Consider the following 19,410-nt stretch of genomic DNA (forward strand, 5'->3'; position numbering starts at 1 on the left):
GATCGGCTGCAAACAGCGACAAATCATCTCTAGGAGCTTTATATGGGTCTGTTCGACAAACTGAAGAAACTGGTTTCTGACGATAGCTCTGACACCGGCGGCATCGAAATCTTTGCTCCGCTGTCTGGCGAAATCGTGCCGATCGAAGATGTGCCTGACGTTGTCTTCGCCGAGAAGATCGTGGGTGACGGTATCGCCATCAAGCCGGCTGGCAACAAGATGGTTGCTCCGTGCGATGGCACCATCGGCAAGATTTTCGAGACCAACCACGCGTTCTCTCTGGAATCCGACTCTGGTATCGAGCTGTTCGTTCACTTCGGTATCGATACCGTTGAACTGAAAGGCGAAGGCTTCACCCGTATCGCTCAGGAAGGCCAACAGGTCAAGCGCGGCGACACCATCATCGAGTTCGATCTGGCCGTTCTGGAAGCGAAAGCCAAATCTACCCTGACTCCGGTTGTCATCTCCAACATGGACGAGATCAAAGAGCTGATCAAAATGACCGGTGCCGTGACAGTGGGCGAGACCCCGGTTATCCGTATCAAGAAGTAATGCCCGGCTGGCTCACGCCAGCTGTTGCAATAAAAAAAACCGAAGCCTGGTGCTTCGGTTTTTTTATTGGTGCGCCGGGTACGGCACGTTGCGTGTTAGCTCGACCGGGATGACAGCGGTGGTCAAATCGCTCACTTGGAGGTGCCTCTCCTCTATACCCCCGGTAAGGAGCGTGTTAGCAGATGCCCCGTAAACCCTAGCCCAATCGGGCGGGGATATAAGGGGAGCTAATCTGATGCGTTTGCGAGCCCGCCTATGTCTTCAGTGTCTCGATAGTCGCGCCTGCCGCACGTCCGCAGCGGTTGTTGATTTCACTGGCACGCGCTATAACTGTGCTTATACACAGCCTGTGTTTTTAATCATGAAAAGAGCCACAAAAGTACGCATTTACCCCACCGACGAACAAGCGGCATTCCTCAATGCCCAGTTCGGCGCGGTGCGGTTCGCGTACAACAAAGCCCTTCATATTCAGCGTCACATGTTCCAGCGCCACGGGGTTTCACTGAAACCCAAACGCGACTTGAAACCCCTGCTCGCTGTGGCAAAAAAATCGCGCAAATACAGCTGGCTGAAAGAGTACGATTCACAAGCCTTACAGCAGGCGGTGATCAACCTGGGCAAGGCGTTTGCCAACTTCTTCAATCCAAAGCTCAAATCTCGAATGCCTGCCTTCAAGAGTAAACGGGGCAGGCAATCCAGTTATCACCCCAATGGGAAAGTGCTGACCGATGCCATCCTGTTACCGAAGATGACGCCCATCCGAGCTGTCATTCACCGAGATATTATCGGCGTGGTATCTAGTATCACGGTCAGCCGTGGCCCGACAGGGAAATACTATGCCTCCATCCTTTGCGATGATGGCCGTGAGGCTCCCGCCAAGCCCTCCCTCATCACAGAGGTGACAGGCTATGATGTGGGGCTGTCCCACTACCTCATTGCGTCGAGTGGCAAAAAGATGGCCAACCCGCGCCATCTTATCAACGCCAGTCGCAATCTGCGGCGAAAGCAAAAAGCACTGTCTCGCAAGAAAAAAGGCAGTGCCAATCGTAGTAAGGCCAAATTACAGCTGGCCGCCCTGCACGAGCGGGTAGCCAATGCTCGCGCTGATTTTCAGCACAAACTCTCTCGCACGATAGTTGACGATAACCAAGCGATCATCGTGGAGACGCTTAAAACAACCAATATGATGAAAAACCACAAGCTGGCCCGCGCCATTGGCGATGCTGGCTGGCATGGTTTTATCATGAGGCTGGAGTACAAAGCCCAAGCGGCGGGCCGCCACCTAATCAAACTCGATCAGAGGTTTGCCAGCTCTAAACCATGTAGTGAGTGCGGCCACAAGATGCCGGAGATGCCACTTCACCAGCGACAGTGGGTATGTCCAGCGTGTGGGGCAGAGCATGACCGCGACATCAACGCGGCCATAAACATTCGACAGCAAGGAATATTGGAATTAAAAGCGGCGGGGCTCGCCGTTTCTGCCCATGGAGGCCAGCGTAAATCCGTCAATCTGACGGTAGCGGCCTAAGAAGTGGGAAGCCTCGCCGCTTGCGGCGGGGAGCAGTCACCTGAGCGGCAGGGGATTCACCGCGAGGTGAAATCTGAAGGACGCTGAAAGCAACATGCAGGCCTGACGTACAGGGGCCGCGCCATGTGACCCGAGCCAAACAACAGATGAAAGCGGCCAGGACGAACGCAGAGTCTGCAGGTCGGCGTGTAGCCAGCGTAGTCCGTGCTAGAGCCAGCCACTTGAACCATGCGTTTCAGACGCCGTGGTTCGAGAGGCTGGATTGGTATCACTGCAGGAACGTCATCGACAGCGCTGGCGTTAACATGAACCGCCGTATGTAAAACCGCGTATGGTGGTGTGAGAGGACGGTGGAGTGATCCCTCCGCCTACTCAATGCCCCATGTCAAAGGGCTCGGTGAGGATTTTCCGGCCGAGCCAGCTGATCGAAGGCGGCGAATACCGGGGCGCTGGCGAGGATGCGACCGTGACCCAGACCTCGGGTGCTCACCAGCCGGGTATGACCATCCTGACTGGCTCGCAAGGAGTCGCCGTGCGGAGCAAATCTGTCCTCCTCGTCGTGCACTATCATCGCCGCGCCGCTGCGACTGGCGAGGCAACCCAGCGGGTTGACCGTACTCAAGGGGTGCTGGTACTCCTGCTCAATCTCCTTGACCACCGCATCGAACAACCGGATGGAGTAGCCGGAGCGCGCCACCATGCCGTAGAGCTGGGGCACATAGTCGAGCACTGGCGAAATCAACAGCAGCGGCAGGGTATCGATACCCGGCTGACGGCTGGAGAGGGTGACGGCGCCTCCCATGCTATGGGCGATGACCCCGTGCAGCGGGCCTGCTTCGCTGGCCAACTTGGTCGCCAGCTCGTCGAAGGCGCGCACGAAACGGGGCAGGTGGCCAGTGTTGCCTGCACTCTGGCCGTGGGCCGGATGATCGTAGGCAATGGCGGTGAAACCCTGCGCGGCGATATGGCTCATCAACGGATAGAACTGGCTGGCGCTGCCGGACCAGCCGTGCATCAGCAGCCACAGTGGCCCCTGACCGAGCCGATAGCTCATCAATAACCCTTCGCTGGTATGGACGGCTTGCTTCACCAGACCCGCAGGCTCGTGGTCATCCCGCTGGTTGCGCTGGGGGGTGAGCAACAACTTGCTGGCGGTACGCTTGGCATGGGTAGGGGCGAGTCTGTGGTGCAACCGGGTGCCGATCCCCAGCAGCCATTTGCTCGGGCTGAAGCGGCGGGTGTTGAAGTAGATCTTGCTGCTCATGGTCATCCTGTGGTTTTTGTGTGCGAACGGTCGTGCTTTTTTATCGGTTTTTAAAAAGTCGTGTTGAACGGATGCCAAAACATCAGCGCCAGCTGCTCAGCAGAGCCTCCACTTCGGGCCAGAAATGGCGGGCTGGATCCTGACACAGTTCGAGATCGTTGAACACCTGATCCGCCAGATAGAGGCCATAGAGGCGGTAAACGGCGCGCCAGGGATCCATCTCCCGTCGCCACTCGCCTGCGGCCTGACCCTGCACCACCTGACGGGCCAGATAGTCGAGCCAGAAGCGCACCAGTTGATGGGCGGCCTGCTGCACCTGGCTCTTTTGCTCATGACCATCCTGCGCCGAGGTCCAGGCATCGAGGAACATGCAGCGTCCGGCGAAACAGTGGTTCCACGCCTGCCAGGCGCGCAGCAAGGCGATCAGCTTGTCATGCTGGCTCTGGTGCTCCTGCTGGCGTACCGGCTGGATAACCCGCAGCCGGAACACCTCGGCGGCGTACTCCAGCACGGCGATCTGCAGATTGTCGCGGGATTGAAAGTGGGCAAACAGGCCGCTTTTCGACATCTCACAGGCGCTGGCCAGTGAGCCGATGGTCAGGCTTTCCAGCCCTTGCTGGCTCGCCTGCTCAAAGGCAGTCTGCAAAATGGTTTCCCGGGTCAGGCGACCTTTGCTCATAGCTTTCTCCTCATTGGCGCTGGCAGCATAAAGTACGATCGTGCTAATTGTCGAGCAACAAATAGCCAGCCTAGCTGGCTATGTTGTTTTGCGCGTGTCATTGCGCGCGGGTTTCAGCTCTCCTTGATATCGAGCTGCTGCAGGGCAATGACCGCCTGAGTGCGGTTTTTGACGCCCAGTTTTCTGAAGATGGCGGTGATATGGGCCTTGATGGTGGCCTCGGAGACGTTGAGCTCCCAGGCGATCTGCTTGTTAAGGCTGCCATCGCGCAGCATGATCAGTACCTTGTACTGCTGGGGGGTGAGGCTGGCCAGCTTGCTGGCGAAATCGGGGCCATCTTCCGATTCGGGATGGAGCGAGATGCCTTCCGGCACCCAGTTATCCCCCCCGATCACCGTATTGAGGGCGTTGACCAGCTCCTTCATCGGTGCCGATTTGGGGATGAAGCCGAGCGCGCCGAGCCGCAACACCTGCTGGATGATGGTCGCATCTTCCGAGGCGGAGACCACCACGATGGGCAGGTCGGGATACTGACCGCGCAGGTGAGCCAGTCCCTCGAAGCCATTGGCCCCCGGCATTTTGAGATCGAGCAGCAGCAGGTCAACCTCGGGGTGCTCGCCGAGCAGGCTGGTCAGGCTGTCGATGGAGTCCGCTTCCAGCAATTGAGCGTCGTTGATGGCCATGTGCACCGCTTGGTAGAGGGCGCCCCGAAACAGGGGGTGGTCATCTGCGATGACGATGGTAAATTGGCTGTCCATATTTCGGTTAATGGCTCACATTGTTGCTAACTGATTGTTTTGAAAAATCAAACTAGCATCGCTCACCAAGAGGGTCAAACCCGCCGGTGCGCAAATGTGAAGCGACCATCGGATGTGTAGCCATCAGGGCAGACCGGCCGGTGGCAGGCAACTCATGCAGGAAACAAGAGAGGGGAGCCAGTGGCTCCCCTCTCTGTTGCTGGTCAATATGGCTCAAGGGTTACTTCTGCCTACCGGCAAAGACCACCACCACCTTGTCATCCCCCTTCTCCCGTACGAAGGCGTAGGGGGCATCCGAGAGTTTCTGGTGACTGCCTGCCGCAATGGCCGGATGGGCGGCGCGGAACTGGCCGAGTTGCTGCCAGTGCTTGACCAGCTCAGCCTTGTCTCCGCTGGCCAGCTCATGCCAGTTCATATCCGAGCGCAATGCCAGATCGAACACCCCGCCATCTTTGGCCAGCCCGCGGCCGGACTCGTCGCCATAGTAGAGCTGGATGCCGCCCGGCAGCAGCATGAAGCTGTTGGCAACCCGGCGCTGTAGCGGCACATCCTGATAGTCGCCAAAGAACAGCTTGGTGTCGTGGGAGCTGATATAGCTCAACACGTTGAACTCGGGATCCTGATTGATGCGGCTGGCGTAGCTGGCATAGGTGGGCTCGGCGCTGGCCAGACACTGGGCCTGGGGCAGGGCGAACTCGCGCTGGTAGTCGAAGTTGATCAGCGAATCGAAGCCGTTCTGATACCAGAAATCCTTGGCCACCCCATGATCCCACACCTCGCCCACCATGTAGAAGGGCAGATCGTCGAGGGCCTTGCCCGGGTTGGCGGCCTTCCACTCCTTGAGCGCAGTGGTACCCGCTTGCTTGAGCTTGGCCCACACTTCGGGCTCCAGATGCTTGACGGTATCGGCCCGAAAACCGTCGATGCCAAATCGGCGCACCCAGTCGGTGTGCCAGGCGATCAGGTAGTCGCTCACGGTAGCGTCGGGCAACGCCTTGGCGAGGGTGTCTTTTTTCGCGGCCAGCAGTGGCGGCAGCCCCACCGGCTTGGTTGATTCTGTCAGGAAGTCTGGCAGCCCCGCCACGGAGCCGGTGACATCGTCGGTGCCGGGCTGCGGGTAGCCTGGCAGACCGGCGCGCACCCAGTCACCGCTCCACCACTTGTTCCACGCTGGAGATTGATAGTCGATGAACTGGTTGTAGCCATGCCAGTTGAGGCCGCCACTCGGGTGCCACTGGTTCCAGACGGTCGGCAGTTTGGCTGTATTCTGAGTCAGCTCGGTGAGCCCGAGATCTTGCAAGTCGGCGAGGGTGGCGTAACCGGCGTGGTTCATCACCACATCGAGGATGATCCGCATGCCGCGCTTGTGGGCCTCGTCCACCAAGGTCTTCAGGCTCTCCTCGTCGCCGTAGTTGGGGTCGATTTTGGTGAAGTCGAGCGCCCAGTAGCCGTGGTAGGCGTAGAAGGGGAAGTTACCCTGCTCGCCACCGCCGATAAAACCGTGCACCTGCTCCACCATGGGGGTGATCCAGATGGCGTTGATGCCGAGGCTCTTGATGTAGTCGAGCTTGGCGGTCAACCCCTTGAAGTCGCCGCCGTGCCAGGTGGCCACCTCATCCTGACCATCCTTCTGGCGGCCGAAACTGTGGTCGTTAGCGGGATCGCCGTTGTGGAAGCGGTCGGTCAGCAGGAAGTAGACGCTCGCCTGATCCCAGCTGAACGGCGCTGGTTTGGTCGCCTTGGCCGGTTCGAGTAGCAGCAGGCCGCCGCTCTCTTTACTCGGGGTCAGGGTCAGCTTGCCCTGTTTGACCACCGCCTCCTGTTTCGAGTAGGCATCCCGCAACCGGGTGCCGTCAGGCCAGACCTCTTTCAGGGATACGGTAACCGGGCTGCCATCCCAGCTGATGCAGGGTTCCTCCGGCGGCTGGCGCTTGAACTCGCTCTTCTTGGTCGCCCGCAACACCTTGAGGCTGGGGGTATCCGGGTTGAAGGTGAACTGATACTCCCCAGCCAGCATGACCCGCAGGGTAAAGCTGTGATCCTTGCTGCATTTGTCCATGGGCTGGGCGGTGCCGAAGGGAAGCGGCTTGCTCTCGCTCGGGCCAAAGCTGGTGCCGCAACTGTTGCCTGCGTCGCTGATGCGGATCTGGTGGCTCCCCTTGGCAAGGGGATGGATCAGCTCCACCGTGCCTTTGTCCAGTGCGATCGGGGTTGCGACCGGCTGACCATCCACATAGAGGTGAACCTCGGGGGCGGCCATCGCCTTTGGGGTGAACAGAGGGGCGGCCAGCAGGGCAAGCCAGAGAGAGGATAAGTTGGGAGCGCGACGCATAAGCCATTCCTTGAGCAGGGCAGTTCGGACAAGGGCCCATTCTAGGAGCAGCAAAGCGCGCCTTGGATCGGCAAAATGCCGATTTGTGACATCAGTTCAAATGGTTACGTTTTCAAGCCGAGCAAAGTGTGATGGGGAGTGGTGGGGGGACGCTGTCGATAAAAATAGCGGCCATAAAAATGCCGGTCAGGCGACCGGCATTTGGTGTGTCAGGCATCATCGTCACATCAGACGGTGAAGAACTTGAAGTTGACGAAGGCCACCGCGATGAAGGAGGCCACCATGCCGCTGATGCAGAGTACTGCAGGGCGGATGGCAGGCCAGCGATGGGTCAGCAGAATGATGGCCAGCAGGGTCGGGTAGAGCCCGAACATGTAGCGTGGCATGGCGTTGAGGCCGGTCATCAGCGGAATGGTGCAGCAGATGAACATCAGGGTCGCTTCAGCCCAGCGTTTCTGGCTGAACAGGTAGCCGTTCAGACACCAGCCGAAGATCACCATGATGGAGAGATAAGCCTTGCGGCCGCCCAGTTCGAAACCGCTCAGCCACCAGTCCAGCGGGCTGTCCATGTAACGACCCCAGGCCACCTGAATGTGCTTGAAGGCCATTGCATCACCGGTCAGGTGATAGAGGTAGACCATGTAGGCAAACAGGCCAAACGGGATCATCCAGAGGGTGAACACCACCTTGAAGGCGCGCTCGGTGAAGCGGAAAAATTCCCGCCAGCCGTAGGCTTGCAGCGCCAGGATCAGCACCGGGAAGACCATCATCACCCCCAGGTTGCGGGTACCGGAGATACAGACCCCCAACACGGCCACCATCAGCCACTGCTCCCGATAGGCGAACAGGAACATCCCCAGCATCAGCGCCATAAAGGTCGACTCGGTATAACCGGAGACGAAGTAGGCGGAAAAGGGGGAGAAGGCGAGCAGCCAGACGCCGAAGCGGGCGGTATCGTCACCCAGCTTTAGCTGACGCAGCACCAGCAGCATCAGCGGCAAACTGGCGAAGAAGGAGGTGTTGGCCACAATGATGAGGCCGATCAGGCTCTCGACATTGAACAGGTTGGAGATGGCACCGGAGACCATCGGATAGAGCGGCATAAAGGCCCAGTTGGCCGCATTGCCCTTGCTCAGCCAGCGCGGGTAGAGGTCGTAGCCGTTTTCGATGATGCGCTGGAACCAGACGCAGTCGAACTGGCAATAGGCTTGCAGTGGCCCGATACCGGGAGTGCCATAGAGCTGGACACCGAAGTAGCCCATGCCATACAGCGCCACCCGGCTTAGCATGAAGGCGGCGATGATCATCAGCCAGTCACGGCCGCTGATGCGCAGTGACGGGCGATAGGGCTGTGCAGCCCCGGTGAGCGGGGCGGTATTGGTCATATCATTCATCAGGCAAAAACCCAGACGCGAGAGAGAACGTAAGTGAGGACGGTAACGGTCAGGGTGGCGATGACCACCGGCAGCAGACCGGAGAGCCCCGCAAACAGCAGGCCGCTCAGGATCAGGTTACGCACCGCCAGCGAGAAGAGGGCGACCAGCAGAAACTTGCTGGCGGCTCCCTGCTTCTGGAAGGTGATGTAGCGGTGACCAAAGAAGGAGAACCAGAACGCGATGGCAAAAGCCAGCGTGGTGACCAGATGCTCCGAGATGGTGGGCCAGGTATGAAACAGTGCGATGGAGGTGCCAAGGTCGACGAGGGTGGCCCCCCCGCCGACAAAACCGAAACGTACCAGCCGCCAGAATTCCTCGCGGGAGATCATTGAGGCGCTTGCTCCTGCTGCTCTTGCTGATTGTTCTCAGCGTTCTGCGGTGTGGCCGCATCCTGCTTGGCATACTGGCCATAGACCCCTTCAATGAGGTAGACCGGGCGCTGCTTCACTTCTACAAACATGCGGCCGATGTACTCGCCGATGATGCCGAGCGACAGCAGCTGGATACCGCCGAGGAACAGCACCACGGACATCAGGGAGGCGTAACCGGGCACGTCGATGCCGAAGAAGACCACCTGGGTCACGATCTTGAGGATATAGAGGAAGGCAACGAAGGAGACGCCGACACCCACATAGCTCCAGACCCGCAGCGGCCAGCTGGAGAAGCTGAGCAGGCCGTCGAGGGCGAAGTTCCACAGTTTCCAGTAGTTGAACTTGGTTTCACCGGCGTGACGGGCCGGGCGCTCGTAGGGGACGCCAACGGCACGGAAACCGGCCCAGGCAAACAGACCCTTCATGAAGCGATTGCGTTCAGGCAGCAGCTTGATCGCCTCGACCACGCGACGGTCGATCAGGCGGAAGTCACCGGCGTTCTCCGGCAGCTTGGTGCTGGTGGAGAGCGCGTTGAAGAAGCGGTAGAAGCCACCGGCCGTCAGGCGCTTCATCGGGGTATCGGCGCTGCGATCGACGCGGATGCCGTAGACGGTGTCATAGTCACCGGTCTGCCACAGTTTGACGAACTCCAGGATCAGGGCGGGCGGGTCTTGCAGATCCACATCCATCGGCACGATGGCGTCCCCTTTGGCCTGATGCAGACCGGCGGTCAGGGCCGCCTCTTTACCAAAGTTGCGGGCCAGGTTGACCAGGGTTACGCGCGGATCGCGGGCGATGGCCTGCTCGACCACTTCACGGGTGCGATCACGGCTGCCATCGTTGACGAATACAATTTCAAGCTGGTCTTTCAGCGGGGCCAGTTCGTTGTCTATCGCGTTGATGAAGGCATCGATGCTCTCTTCCTCGTTGTAAACGGGAACGACCAGAGAGAGTCGAAAATCTGGATACGACATAAGAACGTCCTTATTGGATAGTAGTTTTTATAAAACGGTGTTCAGGGCAAATATCACTGGGCAACGGTCAGGCGCACTGATTGAACGTTGATGGGGGTTGGTGCCGAGAGCGCCAGAAAATTGGGGCGCTTGGGATCTGCCGTGAGCGAGTCACCGGGCAGACTGAGGCGGATTTCGTTGATGCCCGCTTTGGCCAGTTTCACAGTGGTGGTGAAGTCGTGACCGAGCGCCACCTGCAACAGGGCACCGGCTTCCGGGCTGTTGATGCGGGCCTGTACGGTAAGCTGATCCGGATTGGCCGCCTGCTTGGGCAGCACGAAGTAGAGACCGCCCTGACCGGTGAGCAGAGTGCCTTCATCGCTCGGCTTCTTGGCCCAGCCTTCGCTGGAGAGGAAGCGGCTCGGTTTGGTCAGATTGAGCTCGTTACCCGGCTGGTAGGTCATGCTGGAGTTATGTTCCCAGAAGCGGGTCTTGCCTTCCAGATAATAGAGTTTGTAGGCCAGGCTCACGTTGGGGTGAGCAGCCAGATAGAGGGTGTAAAGATAAAAACCGCTTAACGCCAGAATGGCAGTCAAAAAACCGAACTTTTTGTACGTCATATCACTCTCTACGCCTGACAGAATGGGTAGGCCGATGTTGCGCATATGCTAATCCAATTGCAAAAAAAGCATAGTGGATCACAAAAAAAAATTTGGTCACATATTAACCCTTTTTTCCCCTTGTTCCAAACGTTGCGGTTTTCTGGTCAAACAGACCTGGCGTGGGCAAGTCGCCTGTGGCAAGGGGCACTCCGGCGGGCAGTTTGGCTGATATGGTTGCTTTGCAGCGTTATTGTCTAGCTGATTCGATACACATCTGGCCTCTATCGCCATTTTGCGGGGGGCGATTTATGATGACTCACCGTTTCGTCAAGGATGATATATGAAGTGGATCTGCTATTGCCTGTGCCTGTTGTTTGGATTATGGGCGCCAATGGCATTGGCCAAGGCCCTGTGTTCCGAGCCCATTCGGGTCGGTTACGATAACTGGCCCCCTTACCATTACTATCAGGCCGACACACCGCAACAGGTGCGCGGTTATGCCGCCGAGGTGCTGACGGCGGTGCTCTCTTCCATGGGCTGCAAGATCAACTATGTGGAGTTGCCCTGGAAGCGGGTGCTCCATGAGATGGCCTATGGTGAGATTGATATGGCGATGGAGGCGAACATCAACGATGAGCGCACCCGTTATGCCTGGTTTTCTGACTCCTACAACCCGGGACGTACCTTGCTGTGGATCCGTAAGGACAGCCACTATCCCGAGCAGGATCTGGCGAGCTGGCTGGCCAGTGGCTACACCCTCGGCGTCACCAAAGAGTACTTTTATGGTGATGAGGTGATGTCGCTGCTCGCTCGCTATGCCAAACAGGTGAGTGCGGTGAGCGACAAACAGAATGTCGAGAAGCTGGCCCGCAGGCGTATCGATGGCTTCCTCGGTGACGCACTGGCCACCCCCAGCGCCCTTAACAAGGAGGGGATGAGCGGTCAGTTCACCAGTCACCCCATGGTGGTTTACGAATCGCCGAGCTGCTTTATGTTGAGCAAGCGGCGCTTTTCGCCGCAGTTCTTGCAACAGTTCAATCAGGCGTTAGCCCGGTTCAAGGAGACGGATGCGTATGACATTATCTGGCAACGTTATGCCCCCGGGCGCTAGCAAAGTATTGGCCGTTCACGCATCATGAGCGGCCTTAGCATCGGGTCTGCCTGTCAGGCCTGACAGAGTGAACAAACCGTTTTGAGGTATCCATGGGGATGAAGTATTGGCTGGCCCTTGCCAATCTGATGTGGTTGGGATGTTTGCCCGCTGGCGCGGTACATGCGACCGACGCGCAAGTAGTGGTGGCGGCCAGTGAGACCGGACACGACTGGTATCAGGGCCGTCAGGCCGAACAGGCCCGTGTCGAGCTGGAGCAGCAGTTACAAGAGGCTGTGCTGGCGCAACTGCACCCCGATTTTTTCACCTTGTGGCAGCGTCTGAAGGCTGCACCAGCCGCCAAACAGGGTGCCACCTATGACGACATTTTTGCCAAGCTGAGTCGTTTCCAGCATGCCTGGCGGGGGATGGATCTGGTCTCTCGCGAGCAGATGAATACCCTCAAGCTCGATTTGAACCGTCCTGTGGTGACCAAGCCCAGCGATGAGGATCTGCTCACCCAAGTGAAATCCCTGCGCCCCCAGGTGGCGGAATACGAGGCGGTGCGAGCCAAAGTGCACAAGTTGCTGGCGATGCCGATGGCCAGCAAATGGCCGACTCTCGATATGCCGACCCTGCGTGCCGGAGAGAGCTCAGCCGAGCTTGGCCAGATCCGCGCCATGCTCAACGAGCTGGGCGACAGTGCCCCGAGCCATGGTGATCAGATTTACGATGGTGACACCGAGCAGGCCATTAAACAGTTCCAGCGTCGTCATGGTCTCACCGCAGACGGCATCATCGGCCGTCAGACCCGTTCCTGGCTCAATACCGGCCCGCAAGTGCGCGCCAGCTTGCTGCTGCGCAACCTGTGGCGTCGCGATCTGGTGGATCAGCTCGCCGGTGGCCGCTACGTGCTGGTCAATATTCCCGACTACCGCCTGAGCGTGGTGGAGTCCGGCAACGAGGTATTCACCAGCCGGGTCATCGTCGGCAAGGAGCAGCGGGCTACTCCCATTCTGGCCAGCGAAATTCGCTCCATCGTGCTCAACCCCTCCTGGCATGTGCCGCGCTCGATCCTGAGCAAGGACATCCTGCCCAAGCTGGGTCGCGATCCCGCCTATCTGAGTCGCGAGCAGTTCGAGGTGATCGACAGCGAGGGCAATCCGGTCCAGTTCACCGAAGAGGGGTGGCATCAGGCGCTGGCCGCCGGTTTCCCCTATCGCCTGCGGCAAAAGCCGGGGGATCACAATGCCCTGGGGCGCTACAAGTTCTACCTGCCCAACAATGACGCCATCTATCTGCACTCCACCCCGCGCAAGGCGCTGTTCGAGCAAGGGGCGCGCGCCTTCAGTTCGGGCTGCATCCGGGTGGAGCAAGCGGACGATCTGGCCGAGCTGTTGCTGGCAGATTCCCGTTATCAGCCGGACAAGGTGGCCAATATCCTCAAGGAGAGCCAGACCAAATGGTTGCCGCTCACCACGCCGATCCCGGTCTTTACCGTCTACTGGAGTAGCTGGATCGACGAAAATGGCCGCCAGCAGCTGCGCAACGACATCTACGGATTTGATCGGGTCAGCTTCCAGAGCCGCCTGCTGTGATCCCTGCCACAGAGTGAAAAGCCCGGCCTGTGCCGGGCTTTTCTATGGGCGATTGAGGTTTGACAGGCCCCCCGCCGGAGGGTAGTTTCAAGCGCCTGTATCACATTCACTCAGTGATCTTATTCAACTATTTTTTCGCTTGAATATTTTCGTTTGAAGCTGCGATGGACGAACCCCTTATGCTGGAACAAAAGATAAGTCGACGTCGCCTGTTGTTGGGAGCCGGTTGCCTGCTGGGTAGCTCGCTGATCTCCTTCCCTGCACTGGCAAGCCGCAGTACCACTGGGCGTGAACTCAGTTTCTTCAATCTCAATACCGGCGAGCGGGTACGCGCCAGTTATTGGGAGAATGGCCGTTATCTGAGCGATGGATTGGCCGAGCTTAACCACATCTTCCGCGATTACCGCCGCAATGAAGTGTTCAGCATCGATAAGAAGCTGTTTGATCAGCTGTTCCTGTTGCAGCACAAGCTGGGCCAGCGCAGCGAAATCCAGCTGATCTCCGGCTATCGCGCCCCGGAGACCAATCGTCAGAAGCGCCACAAGAGCCGCGGCGTGGCCAAGCACAGCTACCACACCTTGGGGCAGGCGGTGGATGTGCGGATCCCCGGCGTACAGCTGGCCCATCTGCGCAAGGCGGCCCTCAATCTCAAGGTGGGTGGGGTCGGCTACTATCCCCGCGATAACTTCGTTCACCTCGATACCGGCCCGGTACGAAGCTGGTAAAGGGGTGGGCAAGCTGTCAAGCTCTTCCCATCGGTGAGGAGATAGCGATGAAAAAGATAGTGATTGGCGGCCTGATCGCCCTGTTGTTGACCGGTTGCAGCAAGCTCAACCGCGAAAATTACGACCAGTTGAAGATGGGGATGAGTTACGCCGAAGCCAGCACCATTCTTGGCAAGGCGGAGCGCTGTGATGACGTGCTGGGTACTACCAGCTGCCTCTGGGGTGGGGAAGGGAAGAACATCAAGATCCGCTTTATCGCCGACAAGGCGACCTTCTTCAGCTCGGAAGGGATTAACTGAGTCGTAGCTGGGTGGGTAAAACAGCACTGCCATGAAAAAAGCGCCACTCGGGCGCTTTTTTGTTGCTCGCAATCCAACCTGCCTCGCCAGAAGCTGGCGTACTCAGTGGGTCGCGTACTGGTAGTTGAAGGTGGGCAATCCCCACTTGAAGCGAACCGCCAGCAGCCGCAGTACAAAGCCGATCCCGATGGAACCGAACGCGGCCCAGTTAGTCGGCAAGCCCTGATCCAGCGCCAGACAGTAGAGCGCTGCGGTGATCAGCGAAATGGCGGCATAGAGCTCGCGACGAAACACCAGCGGAATGCGCTGGCACAGCAGATCCCGCAGCACCCCGCCAAAGACACCGGTCACCACCGCCATGATGCAGGCAATGCCGGCGCCGTGGCCCATCTCCAGCGCACGGGCGGCACCGAAGATGGAGAAGACCACCAGTCCCAGGGCATCGAGGGCCATGAACAGCTTGCCGAGATAGCGCATCAGGGGGGCGGAGACCACTCCCACCATTGCTGCGGCGGCAACCAGCAGCACATACTCCGGATGCTCAATCCAGAGCAGCGGATAGTGGCCCAGCAGCACATCGCGAATGGTGCCGCCACCGATGGCCGTCGCCGAGGCGATGATCACCACACCAAACAGATCCATCCGTCGCCGGCCCGCAGCCAGCGCGCCGGTCATCCCTTCGGCCACCAAGCCCACCAAGAAGAGTGCATGTAACATGAGATATCCCAGGGAATGAAAAGCCCCGAATCCTACCAACTCGTGTCATATGGGACAAGCGATCGAATGCATGCATTAATTTAACTCATGCTAAATGCAAAAAAGGCACCGTTTCGGGTGCCTTTTCTAATCAAGGTTCAAGGGTTAGCGCCCCAACTGCTCCTGCCGGTAGTGATCGACCCACATGGCGGTGGCGCCGCAGATAGCGACCGGCATCACGAAGAGGTTCACCACCGGAATGGCGGAGAAGAGGGTGACCAAAGCGCCAAAGCTCAGGCACTTGCCGCGGCGCTGCTTCAAGGCATCGCGCATGGTGATGAAGCCGATCTTGTGGTTGTCGAACGGATAGTCCACATACTGGATGGCCATCATCCAGGCGCTGAACAGGAACCAGAGCACCGGCGCCAGAGTCTGGCCCACCACCGGGATCAGGAACAGGATCAGGCAGCCGATGGCCTTGGGCAGGTAATATTTCAGCTTGGTCCATTCGCGGCCGAAGGTGCGCGGCACATCCTTGACGATATCCAGCATGCCGCTGTCATTGGCAGGCTGGCCGGTGAGGATCTGTTCTACCTTCTCTGCCAGCAGGCCGTTGAAGGGGGCGGCTACCCAGTTGGCGACCGAGCTGAAGATAAAGGAGAAGACCACCAGGATGGTGATGAGGGCGATGGGCCACAGCAGGTAGTCCAGCCAGTCGAGCCAGGCGGGGATCTGCTGATGGAGCCAGGCGAACAGGCCGTCCAGCTGCAGCAGTAGGGCATAGAAGGCCCCGGAAAACAGCACGAAGTTGACCAGCAAGGGGATCAGCACGAAGGTGCGGATGCCGGGCTGACGAATGAGCGAGAAGCCGCGCAGGAAGTAGTCTGCACCGCTGATCGAGTCTTTTACCATACGGGGGGAGTGGCTCATCTGAGCTCCATCTGTTCATGGGAAACTGCCTGCATATTACAAACAAGCCTTTGATTTGGTAAAGTCGCCGACTATTCCTTATTTCTTGCCGTGGCGACTGAAAAGCGGGCATGGATGGGGATTATGCCTGCATATTACAAACAAAGCCGGGTCTGGATTTGGTAAAATCGCCTGCTCACCTCCTCTTTATTTAGCCACTGATACAGGTCGCCATGCGTCTGAAACTGATCAAACTCGCCGGCTTCAAGTCGTTTGTCGAGCCGACCCGCATCGAACTGTCGGCAGACATGACCGCCGTGGTGGGCCCCAATGGCTGTGGCAAATCCAACGTCATCGACGCGGTGCGCTGGGTACTGGGGGAGAGCTCCGCCCGCCATCTGCGCGGTGAGAACATGACCGATGTCATCTTCAACGGCTCCATCAATCGCAGTGCGCACGGGCGCGCCTCGGTCGAGCTGGTGTTTGACAATCCCCACAACCGGGTGCCCGGCGAGTTCGGCCGCTTTACCGAGATCTCGGTGCGCCGCGAAGTGCTGCGCGACGGCTCCAACCACTATCAGATCAACGGCCAGAAGTGCCGCCGCAAGGATGTGACCGACCTCTTCCTCGGCACCGGTCTTGGCCCCCGCAGCTACGCCATCATCGAGCAGGGCACGGTCAGCCGACTGGTGGAGTCACGTCCGGCCGATCTCAAGCTCTTTATGGAAGAGGCCGCCGGGGTCTCCCGCTACAAGGAGCGGCGCCGCGAGACCGAGCAGCGTATTCGCCACACTCAGGAGAATCTGGAGCGCCTCGGCGATATTCGCGGCGAGCTGGGCTCGCGCCTTGACCACCTCAAAGCCCAGGCCGAGACCGCCGAGCGCTACAAACAGCTCAAGAGTCGTTCGCGCGCGGCCCGCGCCGAGCTGATTGGCTCCGAATTGTGGGCGCTGGAGACGCGCCTTGGCGAGGCCAAAACCGAACTGGCGCAGGCCGAGCAGGCGCTGGCGGCGCTCGATGCCAAGCGCACCGCCGATGACGGGCGCCACGTCACCCTATCGGTTGCCAGACAAGAGGCACAAGCCGAGCAAGCGAGTCGCCAACAACAGATTTTTCTCGGCGGGCAAGCCATCGCCCGTCTTGAGCAGCAACAATTGCACCAGAGTGAACTGGGGCGCGACTGGCAGGCTCGTGCTCAGGCGCTGGGCGAGCGGATCGCCACCCGCAAGGCGCAGCTTGCCAGCCAGCAGGATCAGCTGACCGAAGGGGCTCTGCGCGCTGAGCAGGAGAGCGCCCGGCTGGAGCAGTGTGAGCAGTTGCTCACCGAGCAACAGGAGGCCCGCCAGCACGCCAGCGAGCAGCTGGAGCAGGCCCGCTTGCGCCAGCAGCAGTGGCAACAACAATTGGCAGGGTTGCAGGGGCAGCTCAACCAGACCCGCACCCGGCTGGGTGGCCTGCAGGAGCTGCAAGCCAAGACCCGGCTGGCCCGCCTCAAGCTGGAAGATGAACGCGCGGGTCCACTCGGCGCAGCGGCCGATGACCTGCAACCGGCCCTCGATGCCCAGAGTGGCGAGCTGGAGCTGACGCGGGCTGCCACCGGCGAGCTGACCGAGCAGTTGGCGCTGGCGGTCGACGCCCATGAACAACTCAAGCAGCAGCATGGCCAACAGTTGAGCCTGCAACGGGAGCTGGAGGCGCGGTTGGCGACGCTGGATCAGATCCTCGGCGAACAGATGGAGGGGGCGACCCTGGCCGATCGGCTGCACGTTGCCCCCGAATGGGCACAGGCGCTCGACAAGGTGCTGGGTCGCTGGCTCACCGCAACCCCGGCGGACGAGCATAATCTGGCGCAAGAGGGACTCTGGATTGGCCCGGCGCAACCGGCGATTGCTGGTACCCTGGCGGCGCAACTGGGCGGCGAGCACATTCCCGCCTTCCTCAATGCCATCTGGCTGGTGGAGAGCCGGGAGGCCGCCTTGGCCCGCCAGCCAAGCCTTGCGGCCGGTGAGTCGGTACTGACTCCTGCTGGCGACTGGCTGGGGCCAAACTGGGCCGATCTGGGGCAGGGGGCGGCGCTTGGCACCCTGGCGCTGCTCGGTGAGCGTGAGCGGTTGCATACCGAGCAGGAGAAGGTTGCCGCGGGGCTGGCACAGCTGAGCGAGCAACTTGTGGCTGCCGATGCCCGGCGCGCCCAGCTGGCCAGCGCGCAGGAGTTGTCGCAGCGAACCTTGCGTGAGCAGGAGCAGAAATGGCAACAACTGCGCGAAGCCTGGATCCTGCAACAGGGGCAGCGGCAGGAGCGGTTGCAGCGGCTCGGCCAGCTCGGCGAAGAGCTGATCCGGCTCGATCAGGAGCAGGCCGAAGAGGCAGAGCGACTGGCCATCGCCCGTGAACAACTGGAACTCGATGAGACGCGCCTTGCCGAGTTGCAGGAGCAGGGGGAGCCGCTGACACAAGCGTTGCAAGTTGCTCAGGAGCAGCTGACCCGCTGTGAGCGGGCGGTTGACGAGGCCCGTTTGCGCCGCGAGCAGCAACAAGCGGCCTGCCAGCGTTTGCAACTGGAGCTGGGCAGTCTGCGCCAACTCGTTACTCTGGGTGAAGAGGAGCTGGCGAGGCTAGGGCTGGAGCTGGCCGGGCTGAAAGGGCCGGATAGCGAGACGGTGCCTGATTTGGCGCCACTGCTGGCCGAGCAGCGCAATCTGGAGGCGCTGCAACTCGCCTGCCATCAGCGGCTCACCGAGCTGGAGCGTCAGCTCGGTGAGCTGGAGCAGGCCAGAAGTGCCGATCACAAGCAGCTTGTTACTTTGCAGGAGAAGCTGGCAACCCTGCGCCTTGAGCGCGAACGCAACCTCACCCGTCGACAGGGGCTGCACGAACAGTTCGAAGAGCTGGGGGTTCGACTGGTGGATCTCGATCAGGCGGTGCTGATCGCAGCAGATCGCAGCAAGCTGCGTCAGGAGATCCAGACTCTGGAGGGGCAAGTGGAGGCGCTCGGCGCCATCAACCTGGCGGCGCTGGAGGAGTACGAAGAGGCGAAAACCCGGGCAACCTACCTCGAAAATCAGTGTCAGGATCTCGAGCAAGCGCTGGAAACCTTGAGCCAAGCCATTAAAAGAATTGATAAAGAGACACAAATACGGTTCCGGGACACTTTCGATAAGGTCAACGAAGATTTAAAATCCCTGTTTCCGAAAGTGTTCGGTGGGGGCAGTGCCTGGCTTGAGCTTACCTCCGATGATCTTTTGGAGGCCGGAGTGAGCATCATGGCGAGACCTCCGGGTAAGAAGAATGCTACCATTGCCCTGCTTTCCGGGGGGGAGAAGGCGTTAACCGCACTTGCGCTGGTTTTTGCCATCTTCAGACTCAACCCAGCACCTTTTTGTCTGCTGGATGAGGTGGATGCACCGCTCGATGAAGTGAACGTTGGTCGCTTCTGTTCTCTTGTCAAAGAGATGTCGAGCACAGTACAGTTCGTTTACATCAGTCATAATAAGGTCTCCATGGAGATGGCTGAGCAGCTGGTTGGCGTCACGATGCAAGAGCCCGGGGTTTCTCGCATTGTGTCGGTCGATATCGGTGAAGCCGTCGCTTTGGCTGAGCAAAACTAGAAAGAGAAGC

General features: G+C 59.4%; 17 protein-coding genes. 7 read left to right on the forward strand and 10 right to left on the reverse strand.

What is annotated here, in order from left to right; all coding sequences use genetic code 11:
- Window positions 1-42 precede the first annotated feature (42 nt).
- Both crr and NMD14_05360 read left to right on the forward strand, forming a co-directional pair.
- Entirely contained in the window at window positions 43-552 is a 510-nt protein-coding gene (gene crr / locus NMD14_05355) for a PTS glucose transporter subunit IIA (GenBank protein XEI33848.1), read from the forward strand.
- A 361-nt stretch (window positions 553-913) separates the two neighbouring features.
- On the forward strand, window positions 914-2,080 hold the full coding sequence (locus tag NMD14_05360) for a transposase (GenBank protein ID XEI33849.1): 1,167 nt from the start codon (window positions 914-916) through the stop codon (window positions 2,078-2,080).
- A 385-nt stretch (window positions 2,081-2,465) separates the two neighbouring features.
- Here NMD14_05360 and NMD14_05365 read toward each other — a convergent pair whose 3' ends face one another.
- The 8 genes from NMD14_05365 to NMD14_05400 all read right to left on the reverse strand — a co-directional run bounded on the left by NMD14_05365 (window position 2,466) and on the right by NMD14_05400 (window position 10,493).
- Complete coding sequence (locus NMD14_05365; protein XEI33850.1) at window positions 2,466-3,344, reverse strand: alpha/beta fold hydrolase; 879 nt, start codon at window positions 3,342-3,344, stop codon at window positions 2,466-2,468.
- A gap of 82 nt (window positions 3,345-3,426) precedes the next feature.
- Window positions 3,427-4,023 (reverse strand): TetR/AcrR family transcriptional regulator, encoded by a 597-nt coding sequence (locus NMD14_05370; GenBank protein ID XEI33851.1) that lies wholly within the window; start codon window positions 4,021-4,023, stop codon window positions 3,427-3,429.
- A 113-nt stretch (window positions 4,024-4,136) separates the two neighbouring features.
- Window positions 4,137-4,781: a response regulator transcription factor gene (locus tag NMD14_05375; protein XEI33852.1), complete on the reverse strand. Its 645-nt coding sequence runs from the start codon at window positions 4,779-4,781 to the stop codon at window positions 4,137-4,139.
- 220 nt (window positions 4,782-5,001) lie between these two features.
- Complete coding sequence (locus NMD14_05380) at window positions 5,002-7,113, reverse strand: alpha-amylase (protein ID XEI33853.1); 2,112 nt, start codon at window positions 7,111-7,113, stop codon at window positions 5,002-5,004.
- Window positions 7,114-7,340: 227 nt separating this feature from the next.
- Window positions 7,341-8,507 carry a hypothetical protein gene (locus tag NMD14_05385; protein ID XEI33854.1) on the reverse strand — a complete coding sequence of 389 codons (1,167 nt, stop codon included), beginning with the start codon at window positions 8,505-8,507 and terminating at the stop codon, window positions 7,341-7,343.
- A complete protein-coding gene (locus tag NMD14_05390; GenBank protein ID XEI33855.1) occupies window positions 8,507-8,878 on the reverse strand; it encodes a GtrA family protein in 372 nt (123 codons plus the stop codon). Before NMD14_05390 ends, NMD14_05385 begins: the two co-directional genes overlap by 1 nt.
- Window positions 8,875-9,894: a glycosyltransferase family 2 protein gene (locus NMD14_05395; protein XEI33856.1), complete on the reverse strand. Its 1,020-nt coding sequence runs from the start codon at window positions 9,892-9,894 to the stop codon at window positions 8,875-8,877. Before NMD14_05395 ends, NMD14_05390 begins: the two co-directional genes overlap by 4 nt.
- A gap of 53 nt (window positions 9,895-9,947) precedes the next feature.
- Window positions 9,948-10,493 carry a hypothetical protein gene (locus tag NMD14_05400; protein XEI33857.1) on the reverse strand — a complete coding sequence of 182 codons (546 nt, stop codon included), beginning with the start codon at window positions 10,491-10,493 and terminating at the stop codon, window positions 9,948-9,950.
- A 322-nt stretch (window positions 10,494-10,815) separates the two neighbouring features.
- On the opposite strand from NMD14_05400, the gene NMD14_05405 reads away from it, so the two are divergent.
- The 4 genes from NMD14_05405 (at window position 10,816) to NMD14_05420 (ending at window position 14,187) form a co-directional block, all read left to right on the forward strand.
- The gene (locus NMD14_05405) at window positions 10,816-11,586 is read left to right on the forward strand and encodes a transporter substrate-binding domain-containing protein (GenBank protein ID XEI33858.1); all 771 of its coding nucleotides are present in this window, start codon (window positions 10,816-10,818) and stop codon (window positions 11,584-11,586) included.
- A gap of 92 nt (window positions 11,587-11,678) precedes the next feature.
- Window positions 11,679-13,163: a L,D-transpeptidase family protein gene (locus NMD14_05410; protein ID XEI33859.1), complete on the forward strand. Its 1,485-nt coding sequence runs from the start codon at window positions 11,679-11,681 to the stop codon at window positions 13,161-13,163.
- Between the two features lie 179 nt (window positions 13,164-13,342).
- On the forward strand, window positions 13,343-13,888 hold the full coding sequence (locus NMD14_05415) for a DUF882 domain-containing protein (GenBank protein ID XEI34714.1): 546 nt from the start codon (window positions 13,343-13,345) through the stop codon (window positions 13,886-13,888).
- Window positions 13,889-13,935: 47 nt separating this feature from the next.
- Complete coding sequence (locus tag NMD14_05420) at window positions 13,936-14,187, forward strand: DUF3862 domain-containing protein (protein ID XEI33860.1); 252 nt, start codon at window positions 13,936-13,938, stop codon at window positions 14,185-14,187.
- 102 nt (window positions 14,188-14,289) lie between these two features.
- Here NMD14_05420 and NMD14_05425 read toward each other — a convergent pair whose 3' ends face one another.
- A complete protein-coding gene (locus NMD14_05425) occupies window positions 14,290-14,904 on the reverse strand; it encodes a trimeric intracellular cation channel family protein (protein ID XEI33861.1) in 615 nt (204 codons plus the stop codon).
- A gap of 144 nt (window positions 14,905-15,048) precedes the next feature.
- Entirely contained in the window at window positions 15,049-15,813 is a 765-nt protein-coding gene (gene cysZ / locus NMD14_05430) for a sulfate transporter CysZ (GenBank protein ID XEI33862.1), read from the reverse strand.
- A gap of 212 nt (window positions 15,814-16,025) precedes the next feature.
- On the opposite strand from cysZ, the gene NMD14_05435 reads away from it, so the two are divergent.
- Complete coding sequence (locus NMD14_05435; GenBank protein ID XEI33863.1) at window positions 16,026-19,400, forward strand: AAA family ATPase; 3,375 nt, start codon at window positions 16,026-16,028, stop codon at window positions 19,398-19,400.
- The last annotated feature ends 10 nt before the right edge of the window (window positions 19,401-19,410 follow it).

This window comes from Aeromonas veronii, assembly GCA_041319085.1.
GTDB classification, from domain to species: domain Bacteria; phylum Pseudomonadota; class Gammaproteobacteria; order Enterobacterales; family Aeromonadaceae; genus Aeromonas; species Aeromonas veronii_F.

Coding starts and splice junctions, on each gene's coding strand:
- crr (XEI33848.1), top strand. CDS start 43: ATGGGTCTGTTCGACAAACTGAAGAAACTGGTTTCTGACGATAGCTCT.
- NMD14_05360 (XEI33849.1), top strand. CDS start 914: ATGAAAAGAGCCACAAAAGTACGCATTTACCCCACCGACGAACAAGCG.
- NMD14_05365 (XEI33850.1), bottom strand. CDS start 3,344: ATGAGCAGCAAGATCTACTTCAACACCCGCCGCTTCAGCCCGAGCAAA.
- NMD14_05370 (XEI33851.1), bottom strand. CDS start 4,023: ATGAGCAAAGGTCGCCTGACCCGGGAAACCATTTTGCAGACTGCCTTT.
- NMD14_05375 (XEI33852.1), bottom strand. CDS start 4,781: ATGGACAGCCAATTTACCATCGTCATCGCAGATGACCACCCCCTGTTT.
- NMD14_05380 (XEI33853.1), bottom strand. CDS start 7,113: ATGCGTCGCGCTCCCAACTTATCCTCTCTCTGGCTTGCCCTGCTGGCC.
- NMD14_05385 (XEI33854.1), bottom strand. CDS start 8,507: ATGAATGATATGACCAATACCGCCCCGCTCACCGGGGCTGCACAGCCC.
- NMD14_05390 (XEI33855.1), bottom strand. CDS start 8,878: ATGATCTCCCGCGAGGAATTCTGGCGGCTGGTACGTTTCGGTTTTGTC.
- NMD14_05395 (XEI33856.1), bottom strand. CDS start 9,894: ATGTCGTATCCAGATTTTCGACTCTCTCTGGTCGTTCCCGTTTACAAC.
- NMD14_05400 (XEI33857.1), bottom strand. CDS start 10,493: ATGACGTACAAAAAGTTCGGTTTTTTGACTGCCATTCTGGCGTTAAGC.
- NMD14_05405 (XEI33858.1), top strand. CDS start 10,816: ATGAAGTGGATCTGCTATTGCCTGTGCCTGTTGTTTGGATTATGGGCG.
- NMD14_05410 (XEI33859.1), top strand. CDS start 11,679: ATGGGGATGAAGTATTGGCTGGCCCTTGCCAATCTGATGTGGTTGGGA.
- NMD14_05415 (XEI34714.1), top strand. CDS start 13,343: ATGCTGGAACAAAAGATAAGTCGACGTCGCCTGTTGTTGGGAGCCGGT.
- NMD14_05420 (XEI33860.1), top strand. CDS start 13,936: ATGAAAAAGATAGTGATTGGCGGCCTGATCGCCCTGTTGTTGACCGGT.
- NMD14_05425 (XEI33861.1), bottom strand. CDS start 14,904: ATGTTACATGCACTCTTCTTGGTGGGCTTGGTGGCCGAAGGGATGACC.
- cysZ (XEI33862.1), bottom strand. CDS start 15,813: ATGAGCCACTCCCCCCGTATGGTAAAAGACTCGATCAGCGGTGCAGAC.
- NMD14_05435 (XEI33863.1), top strand. CDS start 16,026: ATGCGTCTGAAACTGATCAAACTCGCCGGCTTCAAGTCGTTTGTCGAG.